13 protein-coding genes and 4 pseudogenes are annotated in these 19,571 nt (G+C 65.9%); 12 read left to right on the top strand and 5 right to left on the bottom strand.

What is annotated here, in order from left to right; translation table 11 throughout:
• Nucleotides 1-163: 163 nt before the first annotated feature.
• The 6 genes from FV233_RS04405 (at nucleotide 164) to FV233_RS04380 (ending at nucleotide 5,649) form a co-directional block, all read left to right on the top strand.
• Nucleotides 164-610 (top strand): BA14K family protein, encoded by a 447-nt coding sequence (locus tag FV233_RS04405; protein ID WP_147896711.1) that lies wholly within the window; start codon nucleotides 164-166, stop codon nucleotides 608-610.
• Nucleotides 611-752: 142 nt separating this feature from the next.
• Nucleotides 753-1,526 (top strand): aquaporin Z, encoded by a 774-nt coding sequence (gene aqpZ / locus FV233_RS04400; protein WP_147896710.1) that lies wholly within the window; start codon nucleotides 753-755, stop codon nucleotides 1,524-1,526.
• A 118-nt stretch (nucleotides 1,527-1,644) separates the two neighbouring features.
• Entirely contained in the window at nucleotides 1,645-2,145 is a 501-nt protein-coding gene (locus FV233_RS04395) for a YidB family protein (RefSeq protein ID WP_147896709.1), read from the top strand.
• A gap of 104 nt (nucleotides 2,146-2,249) precedes the next feature.
• Nucleotides 2,250-3,383, top strand: coding sequence for a chromosome partitioning protein ParA (locus FV233_RS04390; protein ID WP_147896708.1), 1,134 nt, complete (start codon nucleotides 2,250-2,252; stop codon nucleotides 3,381-3,383).
• Between the two features lie 75 nt (nucleotides 3,384-3,458).
• Entirely contained in the window at nucleotides 3,459-3,734 is a 276-nt protein-coding gene (locus FV233_RS04385) for a hypothetical protein (RefSeq protein ID WP_147896707.1), read from the top strand.
• Nucleotides 3,735-3,888: 154 nt separating this feature from the next.
• Entirely contained in the window at nucleotides 3,889-5,649 is a 1,761-nt protein-coding gene (locus FV233_RS04380; RefSeq protein ID WP_147896706.1) for a LysM peptidoglycan-binding domain-containing protein, read from the top strand.
• A gap of 409 nt (nucleotides 5,650-6,058) precedes the next feature.
• Here the strand turns inward: FV233_RS04380 and FV233_RS04375 are convergent.
• Both FV233_RS04375 and FV233_RS04370 read right to left on the bottom strand, forming a co-directional pair.
• Nucleotides 6,059-7,261, bottom strand: a pseudogene (locus FV233_RS04375) (IS3 family transposase).
• 140 nt (nucleotides 7,262-7,401) lie between these two features.
• Nucleotides 7,402-8,037 carry an NAD(P)H-binding protein gene (locus tag FV233_RS04370; protein ID WP_147896705.1) on the bottom strand — a complete coding sequence of 212 codons (636 nt, stop codon included), beginning with the start codon at nucleotides 8,035-8,037 and terminating at the stop codon, nucleotides 7,402-7,404.
• Nucleotides 8,038-9,168: 1,131 nt separating this feature from the next.
• Between FV233_RS04370 and FV233_RS04365 the strand changes: the two genes are divergently transcribed.
• From FV233_RS04365 to FV233_RS04355, 3 genes and pseudogenes are all read left to right on the top strand, one after another.
• Nucleotides 9,169-9,780: a heme-binding protein gene (locus FV233_RS04365; RefSeq protein ID WP_147854759.1), complete on the top strand. Its 612-nt coding sequence runs from the start codon at nucleotides 9,169-9,171 to the stop codon at nucleotides 9,778-9,780.
• A gap of 1 nt (nucleotide 9,781) precedes the next feature.
• Nucleotides 9,782-10,003, top strand: a complete 222-nt coding sequence (locus FV233_RS04360; protein WP_147896704.1) for a hypothetical protein — start codon at nucleotides 9,782-9,784, stop codon at nucleotides 10,001-10,003.
• A gap of 58 nt (nucleotides 10,004-10,061) precedes the next feature.
• A pseudogene (locus tag FV233_RS04355) lies at nucleotides 10,062-11,203 on the top strand (IS3 family transposase).
• Between the two features lie 30 nt (nucleotides 11,204-11,233).
• Here the strand turns inward: FV233_RS04355 and FV233_RS04350 are convergent.
• Nucleotides 11,234-11,524 carry a LysR substrate-binding domain-containing protein gene (locus FV233_RS04350; protein ID WP_147855753.1) on the bottom strand — a complete coding sequence of 97 codons (291 nt, stop codon included), beginning with the start codon at nucleotides 11,522-11,524 and terminating at the stop codon, nucleotides 11,234-11,236.
• A gap of 495 nt (nucleotides 11,525-12,019) precedes the next feature.
• Between FV233_RS04350 and FV233_RS04340 the strand changes: the two genes are divergently transcribed.
• Nucleotides 12,020-12,490 (top strand): regulator, encoded by a 471-nt coding sequence (locus tag FV233_RS04340; protein WP_147896703.1) that lies wholly within the window; start codon nucleotides 12,020-12,022, stop codon nucleotides 12,488-12,490.
• 507 nt (nucleotides 12,491-12,997) lie between these two features.
• Here the strand turns inward: FV233_RS04340 and FV233_RS04335 are convergent.
• Nucleotides 12,998-14,223, bottom strand: a pseudogene (locus FV233_RS04335) (IS701 family transposase).
• A 49-nt stretch (nucleotides 14,224-14,272) separates the two neighbouring features.
• Here FV233_RS04335 and FV233_RS30860 point away from each other — a divergent pair.
• A pseudogene (locus FV233_RS30860) lies at nucleotides 14,273-14,464 on the top strand (transposase); the annotation flags it as partial.
• A gap of 409 nt (nucleotides 14,465-14,873) precedes the next feature.
• Here FV233_RS30860 and FV233_RS04325 read toward each other — a convergent pair.
• Nucleotides 14,874-18,605, bottom strand: coding sequence for a vitamin B12-dependent ribonucleotide reductase (locus tag FV233_RS04325; protein WP_147896702.1), 3,732 nt, complete (start codon nucleotides 18,603-18,605; stop codon nucleotides 14,874-14,876).
• Between the two features lie 515 nt (nucleotides 18,606-19,120).
• Here FV233_RS04325 and FV233_RS04320 point away from each other — a divergent pair.
• A complete protein-coding gene (locus FV233_RS04320) occupies nucleotides 19,121-19,537 on the top strand; it encodes an NADH:ubiquinone oxidoreductase subunit NDUFA12 (protein WP_147855414.1) in 417 nt (138 codons plus the stop codon).
• Nucleotides 19,538-19,571: the final 34 nt, after the last annotated feature.

Here is a 19,571-nt window from a genome sequence, read left to right as displayed (position 1 = left end):
TCGGAGATCGTCCGATGATCCGCAAGCTCCTCACCGCCTTCCTGCTCCCGAAGGTCATCGCCTACGTCAGCCGCCGGTTCTCCGGCCGCTCCGGCATCCCGCCGAACCGTCGGCGCTACTGACCGTCCCCCGAACCAAAACCGATTCAGGAAAACCCTCCACGATGAAGTTGACCCTCGCCCTCGCCGCCACCGTCGCAGCCACCCTGGCCGGTCTGCCGGCCCATGCCGCATCGGCCTCCGCAGCGCCCATCGAAGCGCTGGTGCGCGGTGACCTGCCAACCGATTACGTCCAGTACCGACGCTTCGGTCACCGTTACGGCTGGCGCGGTGGACGGGGCTACGGGCGGGGTTATGGCTACGGTCGCGGTTACGGCTATCGCCGGGGACCCGGGGTCGGCGCCGCGGTGGGTGCGGGCGTGGCGGGCCTCGCGGCCGGTGCCATCATCGGCGGCGCCATCGCCAACTCGCAGGCGCGGCCCGCGCCGGTGGTCGTGCAGGGCGGCCCGGGCCCGGAGGCAGTGGCATACTGCGCCCGTCGTTTCCGGTCCTACGACGCGTCGAGTGGCACGTACCTCGGCAACGATGGCGACCGTCACGCCTGCCCGTAACCATTCGAACCCCCGGGCCCGCCACGGCAGCGGGCCCGGTGCCAGGACGGCATAGCTCCCGGACGACTCGCGGATCCGTGGGTGTCTCGTGTTGCCGACACCCCGCAGACATCCTCGACCTCGATCCGAAAGCTGAACGTCCATGCGCCCGTATCTCGCCGAATTCTTCGGCACCTTCGTCCTGGTCTTCTGCGGCTGCGGCAGCGCGGTGCTCGCGGCAGATCACATCGGATATGTTGGTGTGTCGCTATCCTTCGGCTTCGTGCTGCTGGCGATGATCTACGCGGTCGGACCGATCTCAGGCTGCCATCTGAATCCGGCCGTTACGCTCGGCCTGACCTTGAGCCGTAAGTTCGATGCCGCCCGGCTGCCGGCCTATATCGCGGCTCAGGTTCTCGGCGCCATCGCGGCTTCCTACATCCTGTACCTGATCGCGCAGGGGCGGCCGGGCTTCGACGCCATCGCCACCGGATTTGCCTCGAACGGCTACGACCTGCGCTCGCCTGAGCACTACAATTTGGCCGCGGCCTTCATCGCCGAGTTCGTCCTGACGACCTTGCTGGTCCTGACCATCCTGGGCTCGACCGACCTCAAGGCTCCGGTGGGGTTTGCGGGCGTCGCCATCGGCATCGTGCTCGTGGTGATCCACCTCGTGTCGATCCCGGTGACCAACACCTCGGTCAACCCGGCACGCAGCATCGGCCCGGCCCTGTTCGCAGGGTGGGCGGCGATCCAGCAAGTATGGCTGTTCGTCGTCGCGCCCCTGCTCGGCGGTGCAGCCGCCGCCGGCCTTTATGCCTCGATGCGCGCCCTCGACCCGGTGCTCCAGATGCCCGAGCGGCAGGGCCTGCAGGCGCTGGCGGGCGAGACCGAACAGCGGATGGAGAAGGCCGGCATCAAGCCGACCGAGTTCTAACAGCCCTTTCCCCACACCTACCTGACCTGGTGCCAGGTCGGATCACGGTTGCCGGAACGGCGGCCGAGCCCCCGCGGGTGGACACCCGTCCGACCCTCCCAACCGACAAGGAATACCGATGAGCAAGGGCTACCCCTCGATGACCGCGCTGCTGGGCCTGCTGGCCGTGGCCGGCTACCAGAACCGCGACAAGCTCGCCGAACTCCTGAAGGGCCACGACACATCGTCGAGCCCCTCGTTAAGCCCGAACCACGGCACCGTCCCGCCGATCCCGAACACCGCTTCCAACACCGGCTCCACGGGCGGTATCGGCAATCTCGGCAGCCTGCTCGGCGGCCTCGGCACGGCTGGCGTCGGTGGCCTGATCGCCAGTGGACTGAGCGAGCTCGTCGACCACTTTACCAAGGGCGGCCATGGCGAGACGGCCAACTCTTGGGTCAACCAGGGCGCAAACCGCGCCATCCCCGAGGCCGACCTCGAACGCGCCATTGGCCCGGATACCCTCGACCACCTCACCCAGCAGACCGGCCTGAGCCGCGGCGCGCTCCTGTCCCGCCTGTCGCGTGAGCTGCCCTCGGCCATTGACCGCTACGCAACAGACGGCCGCTCGCCGGCCTGACCCCACGATGCGGCCGGTGCCCCAGGGCGCGGGCCGCACACGACGCCGGGCGACGCCGCGCCGGGGTTCGATCCACCGCCTTTCCCCGAGCTTGCGAGACCCCCATGGCCATCGACTACCGCTCCGAACTCAGACGCCCCTTGCCCTTCAGCCTCGCGGTCGTGGCGGCCGTGCTGCTGGTCTGGCTCATCGTCGGCTCCATCGCCGGCGCGCGTCAGCGCAGCGCCCGGGACCATCGTATCGAGGACCTGCAGACCCAGCAGGCGGCCCTCCGCACCGACCTGGACCGGCAGATCTCGACAGCCGGCACCTTGACCGCGCTCCAGGCCAAGATCGCCACCGCCCAGCAGCAGGACCAGCAGGCAAGCAAGGCCGCCGAGGAGGCGAAGTCCCGCGCCGCGACCCTGACCCAGGAGCAGCAGGCCGCCGAGGCCAAGGCGGCCGAGGCGAAGAAGACGGCCGAGGCCGAGTCGAAGAAGCTCACCGATCTTCAGTCCCAGGTCTCCCAGGCCGAGGGAAAGTTGACCCCGCTGCGCGAGGCCATCACCACCGCCGAGAAGGCCGCCGTCGACCGCACCCAGGATCTCGCCGAGGTCGGACGTCGCCTTGAGGACGCCCGGGTGCAGGAGGCCAAGCTCCGCGCCGATCTCGCGACCATGACCCAGGAGGCGACCGCCAAGACCGCCGACCTCGCCAAGGCCGAGGAGCTCCAGCAGAACGCCCGCGAGGCCGCCGCCGCCGCCCAAAAGCAACTGGCCGACGCCCGGACCGCGACCGATCAGGCCACGAAGGAGCGCACGGACACGGATCAGGCCATCACCGCCCTGACTGCCAACAAGGACAAGCTCACCTCAGAGATCGAGCAGGCGAACCGCGACGCCCAGCAGGCCCGCGACGCCCTCGCGAACGTCCGCAAGGAACTCGCCGAGGCTCAGGCCCAGCGCGACCGCGTCGTGTCCGAGCGGGGTCAGGCTGAGCAGGCGTTGCAGAAGCTGTCCGCCGACCGCGATGCCGGTACGGCGGCCCTCGACAGCCTACGGAAGCGCCAGGCCGACGCGCAAGGAGAGCTTGCCACGCTGACCGAGACCCTGGCGAGCCGCAACAGGGAGGCCGGGACCCTCGACGAGCGGCTGGCTGCGGCCCGCCAGGACCTGAGCACGGCCCAGGCGAAGCTTTCCGAGGTCCGTCAGCAACTCGCAAACCCGCCCGCCGCTTCGCAGAGCCAGCCGGCTCGCTGAGACACCGTCGGCCCTCCGTGGGCAAACACCCGCGTGGGTCATCCGTCCGGCCCTCCTGCACGAAAAGACTGCTCGATGAACATCCGTATCCTCGCCCTGACGGCAATCGCCCTTGCGGGCGCCCCGGTCGCGTCACGGCCATCCGTGGCGCAGGAGGGTCCCGAGATGGAGGCCATGAGGGCGAACTGCGGAGGTGATTACCTTCGCCTGTGCGCCGGCATGAAGCCGGGCGGGCCGGAGGTGAAGGCCTGCTTCAAGCGCAATCGCCAGAATCTTTCGCCGGGATGCTCGCAGGCCATCGCCGCCTACGAGCGGTCCCGTGCCGGATCGTCCAGCGAAACCGACGACTAACCGTCCCCGACAACGAAAGCGGGTGTCTCGGAAAACCAGGGGTCGCTGTGCCCCTGCCCCAGGGCGTGTTCCAGGGCATCCGCTCCGACCGAACGAATGCCCGATGACCGGGAGCCCCGACGGTGATCACGGCGGCATGGGAGACGAGAACACTATGCTGACCCGCCTGAACCGCGCCTTCCTCCGGGTGTTCCCTGCAATCCTTCTTGTCGTCGTGGGATTGCTCGCCGCCCTGTTCCGCGGACGTGGCGGTTCCCGCGGGGGGGCGACGCCGCTCGCCCCGGTACCCGCCAGGCAACCTGCGCCTCCGGTGCGACGCCGCGGGGCTGTCATCGCGCTCTTTGCCCTCCTCGTTGGGGGCGGGCTGATACTGGCCTTGGTTGGCGGTGATGGCGTGCTTTGGCGGCTCGGGTCCCTGCTTCCGTCCTCGAACGGCGAAGGCGGGCGACCGGTGGCGGTCCTATCGCGGCCGGAAGTCGACGCCAGCACAGGAAATCCCTTGGAAGCGGTCGCTCCGGATGAGCCGGTGATTGAGCGGCCGCCGGGCGAACCTGGCGTGGCGATGGCCCCCGGTGCCTCTGACCCGGGTGCCCCGTCCTTTGATACCGTCCGCGTCGAGCCGAATGGGGAGCTCGTCGTCGCGGGGCGGACGACGCCGAACGGCGCCGTGGAACTTTTGGTCGACGGCAAACCAACCGCCAGGACCGTTGCCGATGTGAACGGCCACTTCGCTATCGTCCCGCCGGCCCTTCCGGCCGGTAACAGCGAAGTCGGCCTTCGGGCGACCGATGCAAAGGGCATCGTTCGCCAATCGCGCGACAGCGTCGCGGTGGCGGTCGCGCCATCGCACGATGCCGAGCCGTTGGTTGCCCTGACATCGCCCGACAAAGCGACCGTGGTGTCGTCGCAACCAGGTTCGTCACGGACGATGATCCGCTCCGTTCCCGAGGCCGTGTCCACTCGACGGACGACGGCGGACACCGCATCCCCGACCCGGCAACGGTCCGGCGAAGTTGCTCCGAGCGATGGCGCCTCGAACGCCATCGGCGCCGACGATGCGGTCCGGTCTAGCCGGACCGGAGCGGGCGTCGGCCCCGACGCAATGGTATCGGATCGAGCCGCATCCAACGGGATTGAGTCCCGTTCCTCGGAGGCGCATCAGGCCCCGCCACCTGAGCGGGCCGTCGTGACGGGATCGGCGGAGGCCCCCACCAAGGTCGTCAGCATCGATGCGCAGGAAGGCGGCCGGCTGTACGTCAGCGGCAAGGCTCCAGCCGGTGCGGCTGTGCGGCTTTACCTCAACGATACCCTGATCGCCCCCGCCACGGTCGGTCGGGACGGCATCGTCAGCTTCACCATCGGCCGAGGCGTCAAGCCGGGGGACTACAAGGTCCGGCTCGATCAGGTCGATGCCGCCTCGGGGAAGGTCTTCAGTCGTGTGGAGGTACCCTTCTCGGTTCCTCATAACGCCCGGATCGCGGGGCCGGACCGTTCGATCCCGGCACCGCCCGAGGCATCACCCGGCGGGAACGGCGCCGGGAAGGTGGCGTCGAACGCATCCTCGGCGGCGGTCGGGCGACAAGGCGAGAACGCAGACGCGTCTGATGGCCCTCGGGATTCCATACCCGGCACGTCTGCGACCAAGCCATCACCGGATACGATGAGCGATCCGCTCAGGCCCGAGGCCGCCCCGGGCGCCGTCTACGTACGGGAAGTGAGGACCGCGCGGATCGAGCGCGGCGACAGTCTCTGGGCGATCAGCCGGCGGACCTACGGCGAGGGCGACCGCTACACGGCGATCTACGACGCCAACCATGACCAGATTCGGGACCCTGACCTGATCTATCCCGGCCAGGTCTTCGTGCTGCCGGCCGAAGACCCCATCGATGCAAGTCTATACGGAAAACGCGGTTAAGGAAAAGCAAATCATGACCAAATTCACCAAGACCGTGACCTATGTCCTCGCCGCCGCGGCCGTCTTCATGCTCGTCATCGTCGTCCTGCAATCGACGAGCATGCTGGCGAGTTCATGAGGACGCCGATGGCCGGGAGGTTCCCTCTACGATCGACCTCGGTCGGTAGCATGCTGAAATAGGTCCTGTTCGAACCTAGTGGTCTTTAGTTCTTACGCTAACGGGATGGTGTAGGAACGGTATCGTCGCAAGGATGTTTCTCGTCCTTAAGCTTAAGCCGGAGGCGTCCATGCGTATCATGCCGTCTATCTCGACTATGTTTTCAGGTTGGCAAAGTTCGAGCCGGTCAAGCACAGGGAAAAACGGGCGCATCCGCATGATCGGCCCCCACAGGGTGGTCCAAGGTTCAAGTTAGTGCGCGGTAGGCCGCTCCACCACGGGTGGCTTGACTGGCGGAGCGGGTCGGGCGAGCGCGGCCGGCCAAGCGGAGAAGGCTGACATGAACACTTCCGGTGCCGGCGGCCGGTATCCCAGTGAGGCGTGGGGGCGCACGGTGTTGTAGTGACATCTCCAACTTTCGATGACGATCTGCGCCTCATTGAGTGTGTAGAAGATCTCGCCGTTGAGAAGTTCATCGCGAAGCCGCGCGTTGAAGCTTTCGACGTAGCCATTCTCCCGCGGTGAACCCGGAGTGATGTAGGCGGTTTTACTGCCGACGCCGATGATCCGAGCTTGTACAGCGTTCGCGACGAACTCCGGCCCGTTGTCCGAACGGACATGGCCCGGCACGCCACGCAGGATGAACAGATCCGAGAGCACGTCGATCACATCGACCGCCTCGAGCTTGCGGGCGACCTGGATCGCCAAGCATTCATGCGTGAACTCATCGATCACGTTGAGCATCCGGATCTTGCGTCCATCGTGCGTGCGCGCCTCGACGAAGTCATACGACCATACGTGATTGCGGTATTCCGGGCGAAGGCGGATGCAGGAGCCGTCGTTGTCCCAGATCCGCCCTCGCTTGGGCTGCTTGGCCGGGACCTTCAGGCCCTCGCGCCGCCAGATCCGCTCGACGCGCTTGTCGTTGACGAACCAACCCGCCGCCTTCAGCAACGCGCTGATCTTTCGGTAGCCGTAGCGACCGTACCGCTCCGCCAGCGCGATGAGATCAGCCGTCAGCGCCTCCTCATCGTCGCGGCCCCGCGGCGCTTTGCGCTGTGTCGATCCTTCAGCAGGCTCAGGATGAGGGATGCTGACCGAGCGCCCGGCAGGCGCGGCGCTCAAAGACGACCATCGTCAGCATGATGTGCTCGACACAGGCGCGTCGGCGCGCGGGGCTCAGAAGTTTCCCCGGGACGCCTCCTGAAGGATCAGCTTGTCCAACGTCAGATCGGTAATCGCTCTCCTGAGACGCTGGTTCTCCGTCTCAAGATCCTTCATCCGCTTCACTTGATCCGACTTGAGGCTGCCGTACTCCTTGCGCCAGCGATAGTAGGTCACTTCGGTCACGCCGATCGCCCTAATCGAAGCGGCGACGCTTTGTCCTTGTGAGACCAGCACGTCGACCTGACGCAGCTTGCTCACGATCTCCTCGGGCTTGGGTCGTTGGGCCATCGGTTCCGTCCTCTGTCGACTCAAAAGCCATACTTCAGGGCGGACCAGTTCAATGGGGGACGATCAACTCCGACGTTGACGCGTATCGGCAACCGCTAAGGGCTATGAATTTCGCGATGCCAAAATCAGGCCGAGATCGATCATCTGATCAGGACGACGGCCTTCCGCTCGTAGGCCGGCCGGTCGATCTGTCCGACGATGAAGTGCGCGACGTCGGCCCGTGAGATGAGGCCGTTCCGCCACGACGAGGGCTCGGTGAGAACCTTGTAGCGGCCAGTCGCCGATCCGGGGGTGAGAACCCCTGGCCGAACGAACGTCCATTCCAGGCCGCTCTTGCGGATACGCATCTCCTGGGCGTCCTTGTCGTCGTATGCGCGTCCGAAGACGAGGCGGAACGGCACGCGTTGCAGAAGTCCAATCGCGTCGCGGCTGTCGCCGGTGCCGAAGCCGGTAACTGCCAGCAGGCGCCTGACCCCAACCTTCTCCATGGCCGGCACCAGCATGTTGGTCGCGTCGGAGAACAATGTCACCGGCCCGAGCAGGTTCTTCGTCGGCACCCCAAGCGCCTGGACGACGACGTCGATGCCGTCGAGCGCCGAGGCGACGTCACCGGCGTTCAAGGCATCCCCGGGAAAGCGTTCCAGGCCAGCACCTGACAGGGTCATGGCCGTGGCCGAACGTGCGAAGGCCCGCACGCGGTGTCCGGCCGCGAGGGACGCCTTCACGGTTTCCAGGCCGATGCCTTTGCTGGCGCCGATGACGAGGACATGGGCCATGGTCGCTTCCTGGGTGGTGGGTCGCGCGACAAGATCCTATCAGCCGCCGACGCGCCATGCGGCCCCTTGACCGACCAATCTGGGCACAGTTGACCGCGTCGGACTGGAAGCCCGAACCCTCGTCGAGATGGCAGTGGGCGTCGAAGACGATTCGCGTGCGCCCAACGCGGTAATCGACACGTCAATGGTCGTGCCCGCGGCACCGGTGGTCAGGTCCTCACAGCTCGATCAGGCCCGGCAGGTCCCATGCTTCGCATGAGGACAGATGGGCCTGCAGAGACGCAAGGCTTTCGGACTGCGGGATATGGGGGGTCTCGACAACGGTCGGTCCATCGGTGGTCAGGCGAACTCCGCGTCGACAAAGCCTCGGGTCGCCGGGGTCTTGGGCAACATCTGCAGCGGTTCGATCCGTTCCCTCGACCGGAAGCCGGTGCGAGCGCATGGCTGCGAGAGGTGTACAAGGAACTCGCGCGTCCTCGAAATCGAACGGATCAACTCGGCCTATGGCTCGGTCTTCCCTCAATCGTGTTTTTTGAAGCAACCTCACGCTTCGGAGGACAGATTAGGCAATGAGCCTACGTGACTATATGTTGTCCCGCTCCGCTTGTTCGTAGCATGCCTTGAACACTTCCGAGATCAGTAGATCTGAGTGGCCTGACAATGTAGACGTATCATCGAGGCAAGAACGCACACTGTTCCGGGATGCGGCGCCTGCGTTCGCTGCCTCCATTGTGCGCAAGAGATCGTCTTTATCTGTCGGTGTCGCTGCAGCCCAGGATTTCATACGATCCCCGGCATCGAGTGCTGAGGCAGGAACCGCCAATAGAATGGAAAACAGTACACCAGCAAGGATGCGGTTCATCGTGATTGCCCCGAACTGCCGAAAATAGGATCATAGCCTTGCGGTGTGTTCGGAGGCGGTTTGTGCCAGAAGCTTGCTATGAGCAAACTCGCGCGCCCGAAATCAACGCCCACGCAAACTGAATTAGGTCGCCAAGCTCGATCGCGACGCAGGCGGGGCTTGAGGCAAAACCGCACAAGCAGATGTCTGACATGCCGGGCGTTGTACACCTGAACGCAGACGACCGCAGACTCCGTGCGTAAAACCCACGACCGACGGATGCCTCGACGATGGACAAATTCCTCTACTACTTCGTGACGCTGCTTGAGTCCGCGCTGTCGGTCGTGGGCATCCGCGGGACCTATGAAGAGCCGCGCTACGCGGTCGTCGAGCGGCTCGACCGTGGGGTCGAAGTCCGGGCCTACGACGGACGCGTTGCCGTCGAGACGGATGCCAGCGGACAGCAGGACGGACAGGCGTTCGGTCGGCTGTTCCGGTACATAACCGGAGCGAATGGTGGTGGTCAGCGGATCGCCATGACGACGCCCGTCGAGAGCGAAGGCCGCCTGATCGCGATGACGGTCCCGGTCGAGCAGGGCGCCCGGGGAACGATGCGGTTCTACCTGCCGAAGGCGGTCGTCGAATCCGGTGCGCCGGAGCCGACCGAACGCGGTGTGAGACTGGTTCGCATCCCGCCGGAACGGTTGGCCGTCCTGCGCTTTTCCGGCACCGCATCGCCCGCGGCGAGGGACGAGCAAGCCCGTACCTTGACGATGGTGGTGGAAGCCGCCGGAAGAAATCCAGCGGATCAACCCGTCTTCATGGGCTACGATCCGCCGTTCTCGGTGCCATTCCTGCGCCGGAACGAGGTCGCGGTACGACTGAAATCCCCCTCGTCTTGAGTTGCGCTACCTGGAGCGACGGCTCGGTGTCGTGTTTCCGCAGATGTACGCCGCTCCGGCGCTCGTGGCCGGAACAGACCTCGTCGCGACCCTGACGAACGGCGTCGTCGTCGGATCGGGTCTGGACGGGAAGCTCACGGTCCGACCCGTGCCGGTCCCGCTCGCCCCGCTCGATTTCCATCTCCTCTGGCACAGGCGCGCGGACGGCCATCCGGTGACCTGACCGGCTGGCTTTGGACCGGGCTGATTGAGAGGATCAGCCAGGACCGGAAGAGTCGGACATGCGGCGAGGTCAGAAGACGAACGCGGAGCAGGCGGTGCTCAAGCTGCGCCAGATCGAGGTGCAGACAGCTCAGGGCAAGAGTTTGGCCCTTGCATGCAGAGAGGCGGAAATCTCCGAGCAGAGCTATTATCGCTGGCGTAAGGAGTACGGCGGCCTGAAGGTCGATCAGGCCAAGAAGATGAAGGATCTGGAGCGCGAGAACGCCCGGCTTCGTCGCCTGGTAGCCGATTTATCTCTGGCGGGTCAGGTGCTGGCGGACGTCGCCTCGGGAAACTTGTAGCCCCCGAGCGACGCAGGCAGGCGGTGGACGGCATCCGGGAGAAGTACGACCTCTCGGAACGTCACGCCTGCCGGATCGTCGGCCAGCATCGGGGCACGCAGCGCTACGTGTCCACGTTGCCGGCCGACGAGGATGCGCTGACCCGTGCCATCATCGCCTCGGCGTCCGCGTATGGGCGCTACGGCTACCGCCGCGTCACCGCGCTGCTGCAGGCAGCAGGATAGCAGGTGGGTAAGGATCGGGTTCAGCGCATCTGGCGTCGCGAGGGGCTAAAGGTCCCGCAGAAGCACCGACCACGCAGTCGCCTGTGGCTGAACAATGGATCCTGCGTGCGGCTGCGCCCGCTCCATCGCAACCACGTCTGGAGTTTTGACTTCGTCCAGGCCCGGACCCACGACGGACGCTCGCTCCGGATCCTGACGCTGATCGACGAGCATAGCCGGGCTTGTCTGGCGCTGAAGGTGGCGCGACGCATCAACAGCGTGGGCGTGATCGAGGCGCTGGCGGAGGCGATGTGCCTACACGGCATCCCGGAACACATCCGCTGCGACAATGGCCCCGAGATGATCTCGAAGGCGCCGCGCAAATGGGTCGCCAAAACTGGCTCACAGATCCAGTACATCGCACCAGGATCGCCGTGGGAGAACGGGTATTGTGAGAGCTTCAACGGCAAGCTTCGTGACGAGTGCCTACGCCAGGAGATCTTCGACTCGTTAAAGGAGGCGCAGATCGTGATCGGTCTGTGGCAAAACACCTATAACCGCGTCCGACCGCATTCGTCGCTGGGCTATCGGCCGCCCGCGCCCGTCAGCTACCCGGATCTGGCCTTCCCGCTACCCATGGCCGCCACCATGCAGTAGCCTCTCAATCGGCTCGGTCCAAAATACCGGTCAGGTCAATCCCGATGGATGCTCGGGGCAGCCATGGCGCGCGACACATTCGGGTGCCTCGTGGGTCAGGACCCGGGTCCGCAGACGTAGCGCGGCGATAAACGCAGACGGCTCGGGCTCGCCGAACCGGACGGCGACGTCGAAGCCGTCCGCGACGAGGTCGCCCATGCGGTCCCGGACCGCCACCTCGACGGATAGGTCCGGATATCGCTGCAGGAATTTTCCGAGTCGTTGGGCGAGCACAAAGTGCCTGACGGTTGCATCGGTGTTGATCCGCCGGTGCCCGCGCACGGCCCGCGCCGATCCCTCCGCTCAGGTGGCCGAGCTTGCCGCCGACGGCGTCTCCTGCGTCGTTTCGGACAGGCCGGAGATCGACCTCCGGCCAGCGCTTGAGGTGCTCGCCTCGGATTTGGCGTCCGCCGGTTGCTTCTGGAAGGCGGCGCCCGGAACAACGCCGCGTTCCTGAAGGCCGAGCTGGTGGACGAGATCAGCCTGGTGCTCTTCCCGGCTCTCGGTGGGCGTGCGCGCAGCAAGACCTTCGAGGCTGGAGAGGACGGACTGGCCGAGCGTGTTCGGCTGAACCTCGATTCCGCGGAGGTTCGTGCGGCGGTCCTCAAGCGGAACAGCTCGGCTCCTCGCAACTCGTATGCCTCGGATCACCGAACCGATGACAAGGTAACCCGGTTTCGTATTCGGGGTCGTCGACGAGCCCCTCAAACATAAGACGCGGCAGAAAGCCGTGCGCCGACCCGGAAACGGTCGCCTATCGAATCCCGAGGAAACCAAATGCAAATTCCCAAGTTCGACGAGAGCAACATCACCTGGCGGACGCTCGATTGGCTGCCGCACATCGCCTTCTTCGTCTACAAGGTTGACGAGGACAACCGCATCGTCGATGTCGTGTTCAAGTTCGCCGCCAACCAGCGCGTGATGCTGCACCGGCATAAGAGTTCCTACGTGACCCTCGTGATGCAGGGCGAACTCCGGTTCTACCGACAGGACGGCACCCACAAGGAGACACGCCCCACGGGCAGCTACGTCTCGGGCGTGGCGAACGGTGAGCCGCATCTGGAAGGCGGCGGCGACGAGGACGCCATCGTGTTCTTCAGCAATCGCAACATCAAGGATGCGCTCTACGAGTTCCTCGACGACTCGGGCAATCCCGTCCAGGTCCTCGGCATCGCGGACTTCAAGGCGGAGCTTGAAGAGCAGGTCGCGACGGGGACCTACGAGAAGGTCACCTCCAAGGCGGCGTGAGCCTACCGGGCGCTGAGGGAGCGAACGACATCCTCGACGCCCGCGCCGATGGTCGGCCGGCCGGATCGGCATACCAGGGACAGCAGGGTGCGAGGCGATGCCCGAACCTGCCGTCTCAAAGGACTTGCGGCAGGTTTACGCTGCCGCCTGACAAGCGGTGCCATACGAGGGCGCCTTCGCCTCCCCCCGGAACGCCATCGCCACGCGTGGGCCTCGTCGGTCGCCGGCAAGATGTCACCGTCACGCGCGGCGGCCAGCGCCATTCCGACGCGACACCGCCGACGGTGGGCGTCATGGCGTGGACTCTAGCATTACAGTTGCGTTTTTTGGCTTTTCCGTCGTCGGCGTGTTTTGCTGGGCTTACGGCGGTGACGCCCCTTGGCGTCTGACGCTCGGCGTTTGAGATGGGCGTTTCGGGCAGCCGCCTGATGCGCGCGTCGCCAGAGCGACCACGCGATGACGTGGGCGGGGTGGATGCGCCGCTGCTCTCCTGGACCGACCAGCGGATCAGCGGGCGCGCAGCCTCGGGGGGCGTGATCTCGTCCTGGCTCGGCTTTTTGGGGGCGGCGCGTTGGCGTGATGGCGGATCACCGCCAGCAGGGCGAAGGCCATCATCACCAGGCTGACGTGCCGGTGCCAGCCGTGCCAGGAGCGGGTCTCGTTGTGAGCCAGCCCAAGCTCGGTCTTGGCGGTCTCGAACGCGTCCTCGATCGTCCAACGCTGGCCCTCGACCGCCACCAGGGTCGCGATCGGCGTGCCGGCCGGGCACCAGGTCGTGAAGTATGCCCGCTCGCCATCGCTCAGGCTGCGGCGGATCAGGAGCCCGCGCGTCCACACGCTGGTTTGGTCGTCGTCGGCGCCAGCGAGGTCGGCCAACTCGCGCAATAGGCCCAGTCGTACAGTCGTGCCCCCTTGGTCCCCTCTCCCGCCGACAGGCGCGCCCAGGCCGACGGAGCGAGGCTGTTGGCGATCACCTCGGCGGTGCCGGCCACAGGCGGCTTGCCGACCCAGGAATTGAACCTGTGATCGGTCTTGACCCCAAGCACGTAGCCCTTGCCCGCGCGGCGTAGCGCTTGTCCGATGTCGCCGACCCCGTAGACGGTGTCGGCCGCCACCCAGGAGAACGGCACGCCGGCGGCGATCGCCCGCTCGATCATCGCCAGCGCCAATCCCGGCTTGGTCGAAAAGCTCGTTCCCTCCGGCACGTGGGCGGCGGCTAATCGGGCCGGATCCGAGGTCCAGGTCTTGGGCAGGTACAAGGCCCGATCGATGAACGCATGACCGTGCCGCGAGACGTAGGCCGCGAACACGCCGATCTGACAGTTCGTGATCTTGCCGGCCGAGCCGGTGTACTGGCGATGCACGCCGCACGAGGCTTTACCCTGCTTGAGAAAGCCGGTCTCGTCGAGAACCAGAACCGCGTCCGGGTCAGCCAGGGTCTCCAGGGCATAGTCCCGCACCACGTCGCGCAGGGCATCCGCATCCCAGCGTCCGCGCCCGAGCACCGCTTGCTGACGCCAGGGCCCGGGATCGCCCGCGGCTTCCGCCCGCATCCAACCCGTCTTGCGCCGCTCCGCGCCGAGCAGCCCGTCCAGGAATGCCCCGGCCGAGGCCGCGACCCGCTCCTGCGTAAACAGCGGGCGCAAGCGTCCCTTCACCTCCCGCAGCGACGAGGCCCACAACTCCAGCGTCGCCTCAATCGAGGTCCCCGATGTCCATGATGCGCGAATCATGGTGACGCAGAGAGTCAGAACCTCGTCGAAAATGCAACTGTAATGCTAAATCGAAGCGTTCAACGGCCGCCTACGGGCGGAGTGCCTGAACGCCTGGTGGTTCCTGTCGCTGGCCGAAGCCCGCGAGCGCATCGAGGACTGGAGGCGCCACTATAACTAACATCGACCCCCTGCGGCCCTGGGCGGCGTGACACCCCGAGCCTTCGCCAACCAAGCTGTCACAGCCCGGGAACTTGCATAGGCCGTGGGCCACAAACGGGGTCAATTCCAAACATGGCTCGAAGCCATATCTCAGGGAGGATCACTCTTCAGGGGACGGGCCACGCTCGCCACAAGCTTAGAAGTACTCAATTTGCTCCCCGTAGCGCGGGGAGGACGCCGGTCCGACGTCCTCCATGTCATCTCCCGGTCCATACGCTCGTAGGTTCAATCCGGATTTGGGCAGGTAAGGTTGGAAATCGTCAGGTACCGACCCTCAAGGCAATTTTTCGACTTTTACCTTGAGCGATGCACAAATCTTACCTCCATAGCGATCATAGGAACCAACCTCAAATCGTTTTTTACAAATTATGCTTCTCAATGACGACTAACCGAGAAGCAAATTCGACTATCTTCTGCCTCACGCCGCAACAGCAGCTCCGTCGCGTCGATTACGAACAACCGGTCGTGGAGCCGCAGGTGTCGCACTTCAGGCAGGTCCCGTTGCGGACCAGCGTGAAGTTGGCGCATTCCGGGCAGGCTTCGCCGACGTAACCCTTCATCTTCGCCTCGGCCCGTCGGTCGGCGACGGTGCGTTCGACCTTGGTGAAGGGGAGGGTGTCGGCGATCGTCTCGGTCTGACGCGCCACCGCAGGCTCGGATTTGAGCGCCGAGGTGCCGTGGATGGCGTGAACCGTCCCGCCAGCTGGAGAGGTCTGGCCGGTGCCTGCGGCGCCGACGCCGACCGTTCCGCCGGCAGGGCCGCCCTGGATGAGGGTGAGGCGGTCGGCCGAGCCGCGCAGCAGGCCGCGCGAGACCACCGAGGAGGCCGGGGCGGGCTTGGCTCCGTCGCGCGTGGTGTCGCCGGCCTCGCCGCCGCCGAGCACCGTGCCGCCGATCTCGGCGGGGCTGACATGGGCCAGGTCGGCGCGGCCGAGATACGACACGGCCAGCTCGCGGAACACGTAGTCGAGGAGCGAGGTCGCGTTCTTGATCGCGTCGTTGCCCTGTACGAAGCCGGCCGGCTCGAACCGGGTGAACGTGAACGCTTCCACATACTCTTCGAGCGGCACGCCGTACTGGAGGCCGAGCGAGATCGCGATGGCGAAGTTGTTCATCAGGCTCCGGAAGGTCGCGCCCTCCTTGTGCATGTCGATGAAGATCTCGCCGAGGCGGCCGTCGTCGTATTCGCCGGTGCGCAGGTAGACCTTGTGGCCGCCAACCACCGCCTTCTGCGTGTAGCCCTTGCGCCGGGCCGGCAACTTCTCGCGGGACCGGATGTGCTCGACCCGCTCGATCACCCGCTCGACGATCTTCTCGGCGATCTGGGCGGCCTTGGCCGCGGCGGGCGCCTGGATCAGCGCCTCCAGGGCGTCGTCGGCCTCGTCGTCCTCATCGGCGATCAGGGCGGCGTTGAGCGGCTGCGACAGCTTCGAGCCGTCGCGGTAGAGGGCGTTCGCCTTCAGCGCCAGGGTCCAGGACAGGCGGTAGGCCGCCTTGCAATCCTCGACGGTGGCGTCGTTGGGCATGTTGATCGTCTTGGAGATCGCCCCGGAGATGAACGGCTGGGCTGCCGCCATCATGCGGATGTGGCTCTCCACCGACAGGTAGCGCTTGCCGATGCGGCCGCACGGATTGGCGCAGTCGAACACCGGATAGTGCTCGCGCTTGAGGCCCGGAGCCCCCTCGAGCGTCATCGCCCCGCAGATATGGGTGTTGGCGACCTCGACGTCCTTCTTGGTGAAGCCGAGGAACGGCAGCAGCTCGAAGGTCGGGTCCGACAGCATCTCTGCCGGGACCTTGAGGGTCTGGATCAGGAAGTCGTCGCCCAGCGTCCACCGGTTGAACACGAACTTGATGTCGAAGGCCGACTTCAGGCCCTTCTCGATCGCGGAGATCTTGTCGTCGGTGAAACCCTTCGCCCGGAGCGTCGTCGGATTGATCGCCGGGGCCTGGCCCATGGAGCCGTGGCCGACCGCGTAGGCCTCGATCTCGGCGATCTCGGATTCGCGGTAGCCCAGCGCCCGCAACGCGTCGGGTGCCGCCTGGTTGATGATCTTGAAGTAGCCGCCGCCGGCGAGCTTCTTGAACTTCACCAGGGCGAAATCGGGTTCGATGCCGGTGGTGTCGCAATCCATGACGAGGCCAATCGTGCCGGTGGGCGCGATGACGGTCGTCTGGGCGTTGCGGTAGCCGTGGGTCTCGCCGAGCTGGAGTGCCCGGTCCCAGGCCGCGCGGGCATGGGCACCGAGGTTGTCCTGCGGGATATTGGCGTGGTCCAGCGGCACCGGGGCGATGCTCAGGAACTCGTAGCCCTCGGCCTCGCCGTGGGCGGCGCGGCGGTGATTGCGGATCACCTTCAGCATCGCGTCGGCGTTGTCGTCGTAGGCCTGGAACGGACCCAGCTCGGCCGCCATCTCGGCGGAGGTGGCGTAGGCCACGCCGGTCATGATCGCGGTGAGCGCACCGGCCAGGGCGCGGCCCTCATGGGAGTCGTAGGGCAGGCCCATGGTCATAAGCAAACCGCCGATATTGGCGTAGCCGAGGCCGAGCGTCCGGTACCGGAACGACAGCTCCGCGATCTCCTTCGACGGGAACTGCGCCATCATCACGGAGATCTCGAGCACCACCGTCCAGAGGCGGTTCAGGTGCTCGAACGCCTCGACATCGAAGCGCTTGGTTTGCCGGTCGTACATCGTCAGCAGGTTGGCCGAGGCCAGGTTGCAGGCGGTGTCGTCCAGGAACATGTATTCCGAGCACGGGTTCGAAGCCCGGATCCGGCCGCCCTGCGGGCAGGTGTGCCAGTCGTTCATCGTGGTGTTGAAGTGCAGGCCCGGATCCGCCGAGGCCCACGCCGCCTCGCCGATCTTTTCCCACAGCTCGCGGGCCGGGATGGTCTTCGCGACCTTGCCGGTGGTGCGCTGGGTCAGGTGCCAGTCGGCGTCAGCATCGACCGCCCGGAGGAAGTCGTCCGTCAACGAGACGGAGTTGTTGGAGTTCTGGCCGGCGACCGTGAGGTAGGCCTCGGAATCCCAATCGGTGTCGTAGACGGGGAAATCGATCTTGGTGAACCCCTGGCGGGCGAACTGGACGACCCGCTTGATGTAGGCATCCGGCACGGAGGCCTTGCGGGCGGCCTTGATCTCGCGCTTCAGCGCGGGGTTACGGTCCGGATCGAAGCAGGCATCGCCTTCCGCCTCGCACTGGGTGCAGGCCTTCATGACCAGGCCGAGATGCTTGGACACGACCTTGGAGCCGGTTACCAGGGCGGCGACCTTCTGCTCCTCCTTCACCTTCCAGTCGATGAACGCCTCGATATCCGGGTGGTCGATGTCGACGATCACCATCTTGGCCGCCCGGCGGGTGGTGCCGCCGGACTTTATCGCCCCGGCCGCCCGGTCGCCGATCTTGAGGAAGCTCATCAGGCCCGACGACTTGCCGCCGCCGCCGAGCTTCTCGTTCTCGCCGCGGAGCGCGGAGAAGTTCGAGCCGGTGCCGGAGCCGTACTTGAACAGGCGCGCCTCGCGGACCCACAGGTCCATGATGCCGCCGTCGTTGACGAGGTCGTCCTGCACGCCCTGGATGAAGCAGGCATGCGGCTGCGGGTGCTCGTAGCTCGACGCCGAGCGGGTCAGCTCACCGGTGCGGTAGTCGCAGTAGAAGTGGCCCTGGCTCGGGCCATCGATCCCGTAGGCCCAGTGCAGGCCGGTGTTGAACCATTGCGGGGAGTTCGGCGCCACCATCTGCTTGGCGAGCATGTAGCGCAGCTCGTCGAAGAACGCCGAAGCGTCCTCCTCGGAGGAGAAGTAGCGGCCCTTCCAGCCCCAGTAGGTCCAGCAGCCGGCCAGCCGGTCGAACACCTGCGTGGCCGAGGATTCCGAGCCGATCCGCTCCTCCTCGGGGAGTTCGGCCAGGGCGGCCTCGTCGGCCACCGAGCGCCAGAGGAAGGACGGGACGTCGTTCTCTTCGATCTTCCTCAGGCGCGCCGGAACGCCGGCCTTGCGGAAGTACTTCTGCGCCAGCACGTCGCTGGCGACCTGGCTCCAGCTTTCCGGCACGTCGATGCCATCCAGGCGGAACACCACCGAGCCGTCGGGATTGCGGATCTCGCTCAAGGCCTTGCGAAACGGAATACCGGTATAGGGCGACTGTCCGGCCGTGGTGTAGCGACGCTCGAACCGCATAAGACACACCTCTCCCGTCGGGACACGAATGTCCCGGCCCCGCTGGACGCGGGGTCGATTCCCAATAAGGGGGTCGCGTTCGCTCGGGCCCGGAAACCGGACGCGAGGCGACTCAGCGAAGATGATTTTAGGCCGGTCGAACCTGCCGAAACGCACCACGGGGGGCGGCGCGACCGATGCAGGGACAATACCGCCGCCATCGCTCTCACGTCAACAAGTAGTGTGCGTCGGTGCGGTTCCCCGCTAGATGTTGTGCCGGCTCGCATAAACCTGTGGATATCGACGGCGACTCGGATAAGTGCCCTTCCGGCATTCGGGATTCGGAGCGGAAAAATTTTCGATCCACACCCTGAAGTAGAGGCACTTTATCGCGGTTCTTGAATAGCCGGCTGATGTCCGGCGTGGGCGTTGCCGCGCAGCGACAGTTGGGCCGAACCGCTGGACTCGGGCGCGTGCGCTCACCATAACGACGCCACGAAGCGCCGGCGTGGCGCGGCTTGAATCCGGGACCGGCGATGGCGCTGAAGGACACTTTGCTGCGCGTCTTCACGTGGTGGAACGGACAGACCGTCTCGCTCGCGCTCCAGACCGCCCGCACCGGCATCTTCGTCGGCGAGGACGATTTCGGAAACAAGTACTACAAGGCCGAAGGCGCGCTGATCGACCGCTCGGTCGGCTCGGAACGGCGCTGGGTGGTCTATAACGGCTACGCCGACGCCTCGAAGGTTCCGCCCGGCTGGCGCGGCTGGCTGTGCCACAACGTCGATCTCGCCCCGAGCGAAGAGACCTACACGCCGCGCGCCTGGCAGCAGCCGCATGTCGAGAACCAGACCGGCACGCCGAACGCATACCGACCGCAGGGCTCGCAGCTCTCTTGGGGCTCGCGACCGGCCGCGACCGGCGATTACGTCTCCTGGACGCCCGGCGAGTAGGCTTGCGGCTGCGGCGCCCTTTTACCGCCACCGT

Source organism: Methylobacterium sp. WL7, assembly GCF_008040085.1.
Classification (GTDB): Bacteria; Pseudomonadota; Alphaproteobacteria; order Rhizobiales; family Beijerinckiaceae; genus Methylobacterium; species Methylobacterium mesophilicum.
This window is presented reverse-complemented; position numbering and strand designations above follow the sequence as displayed.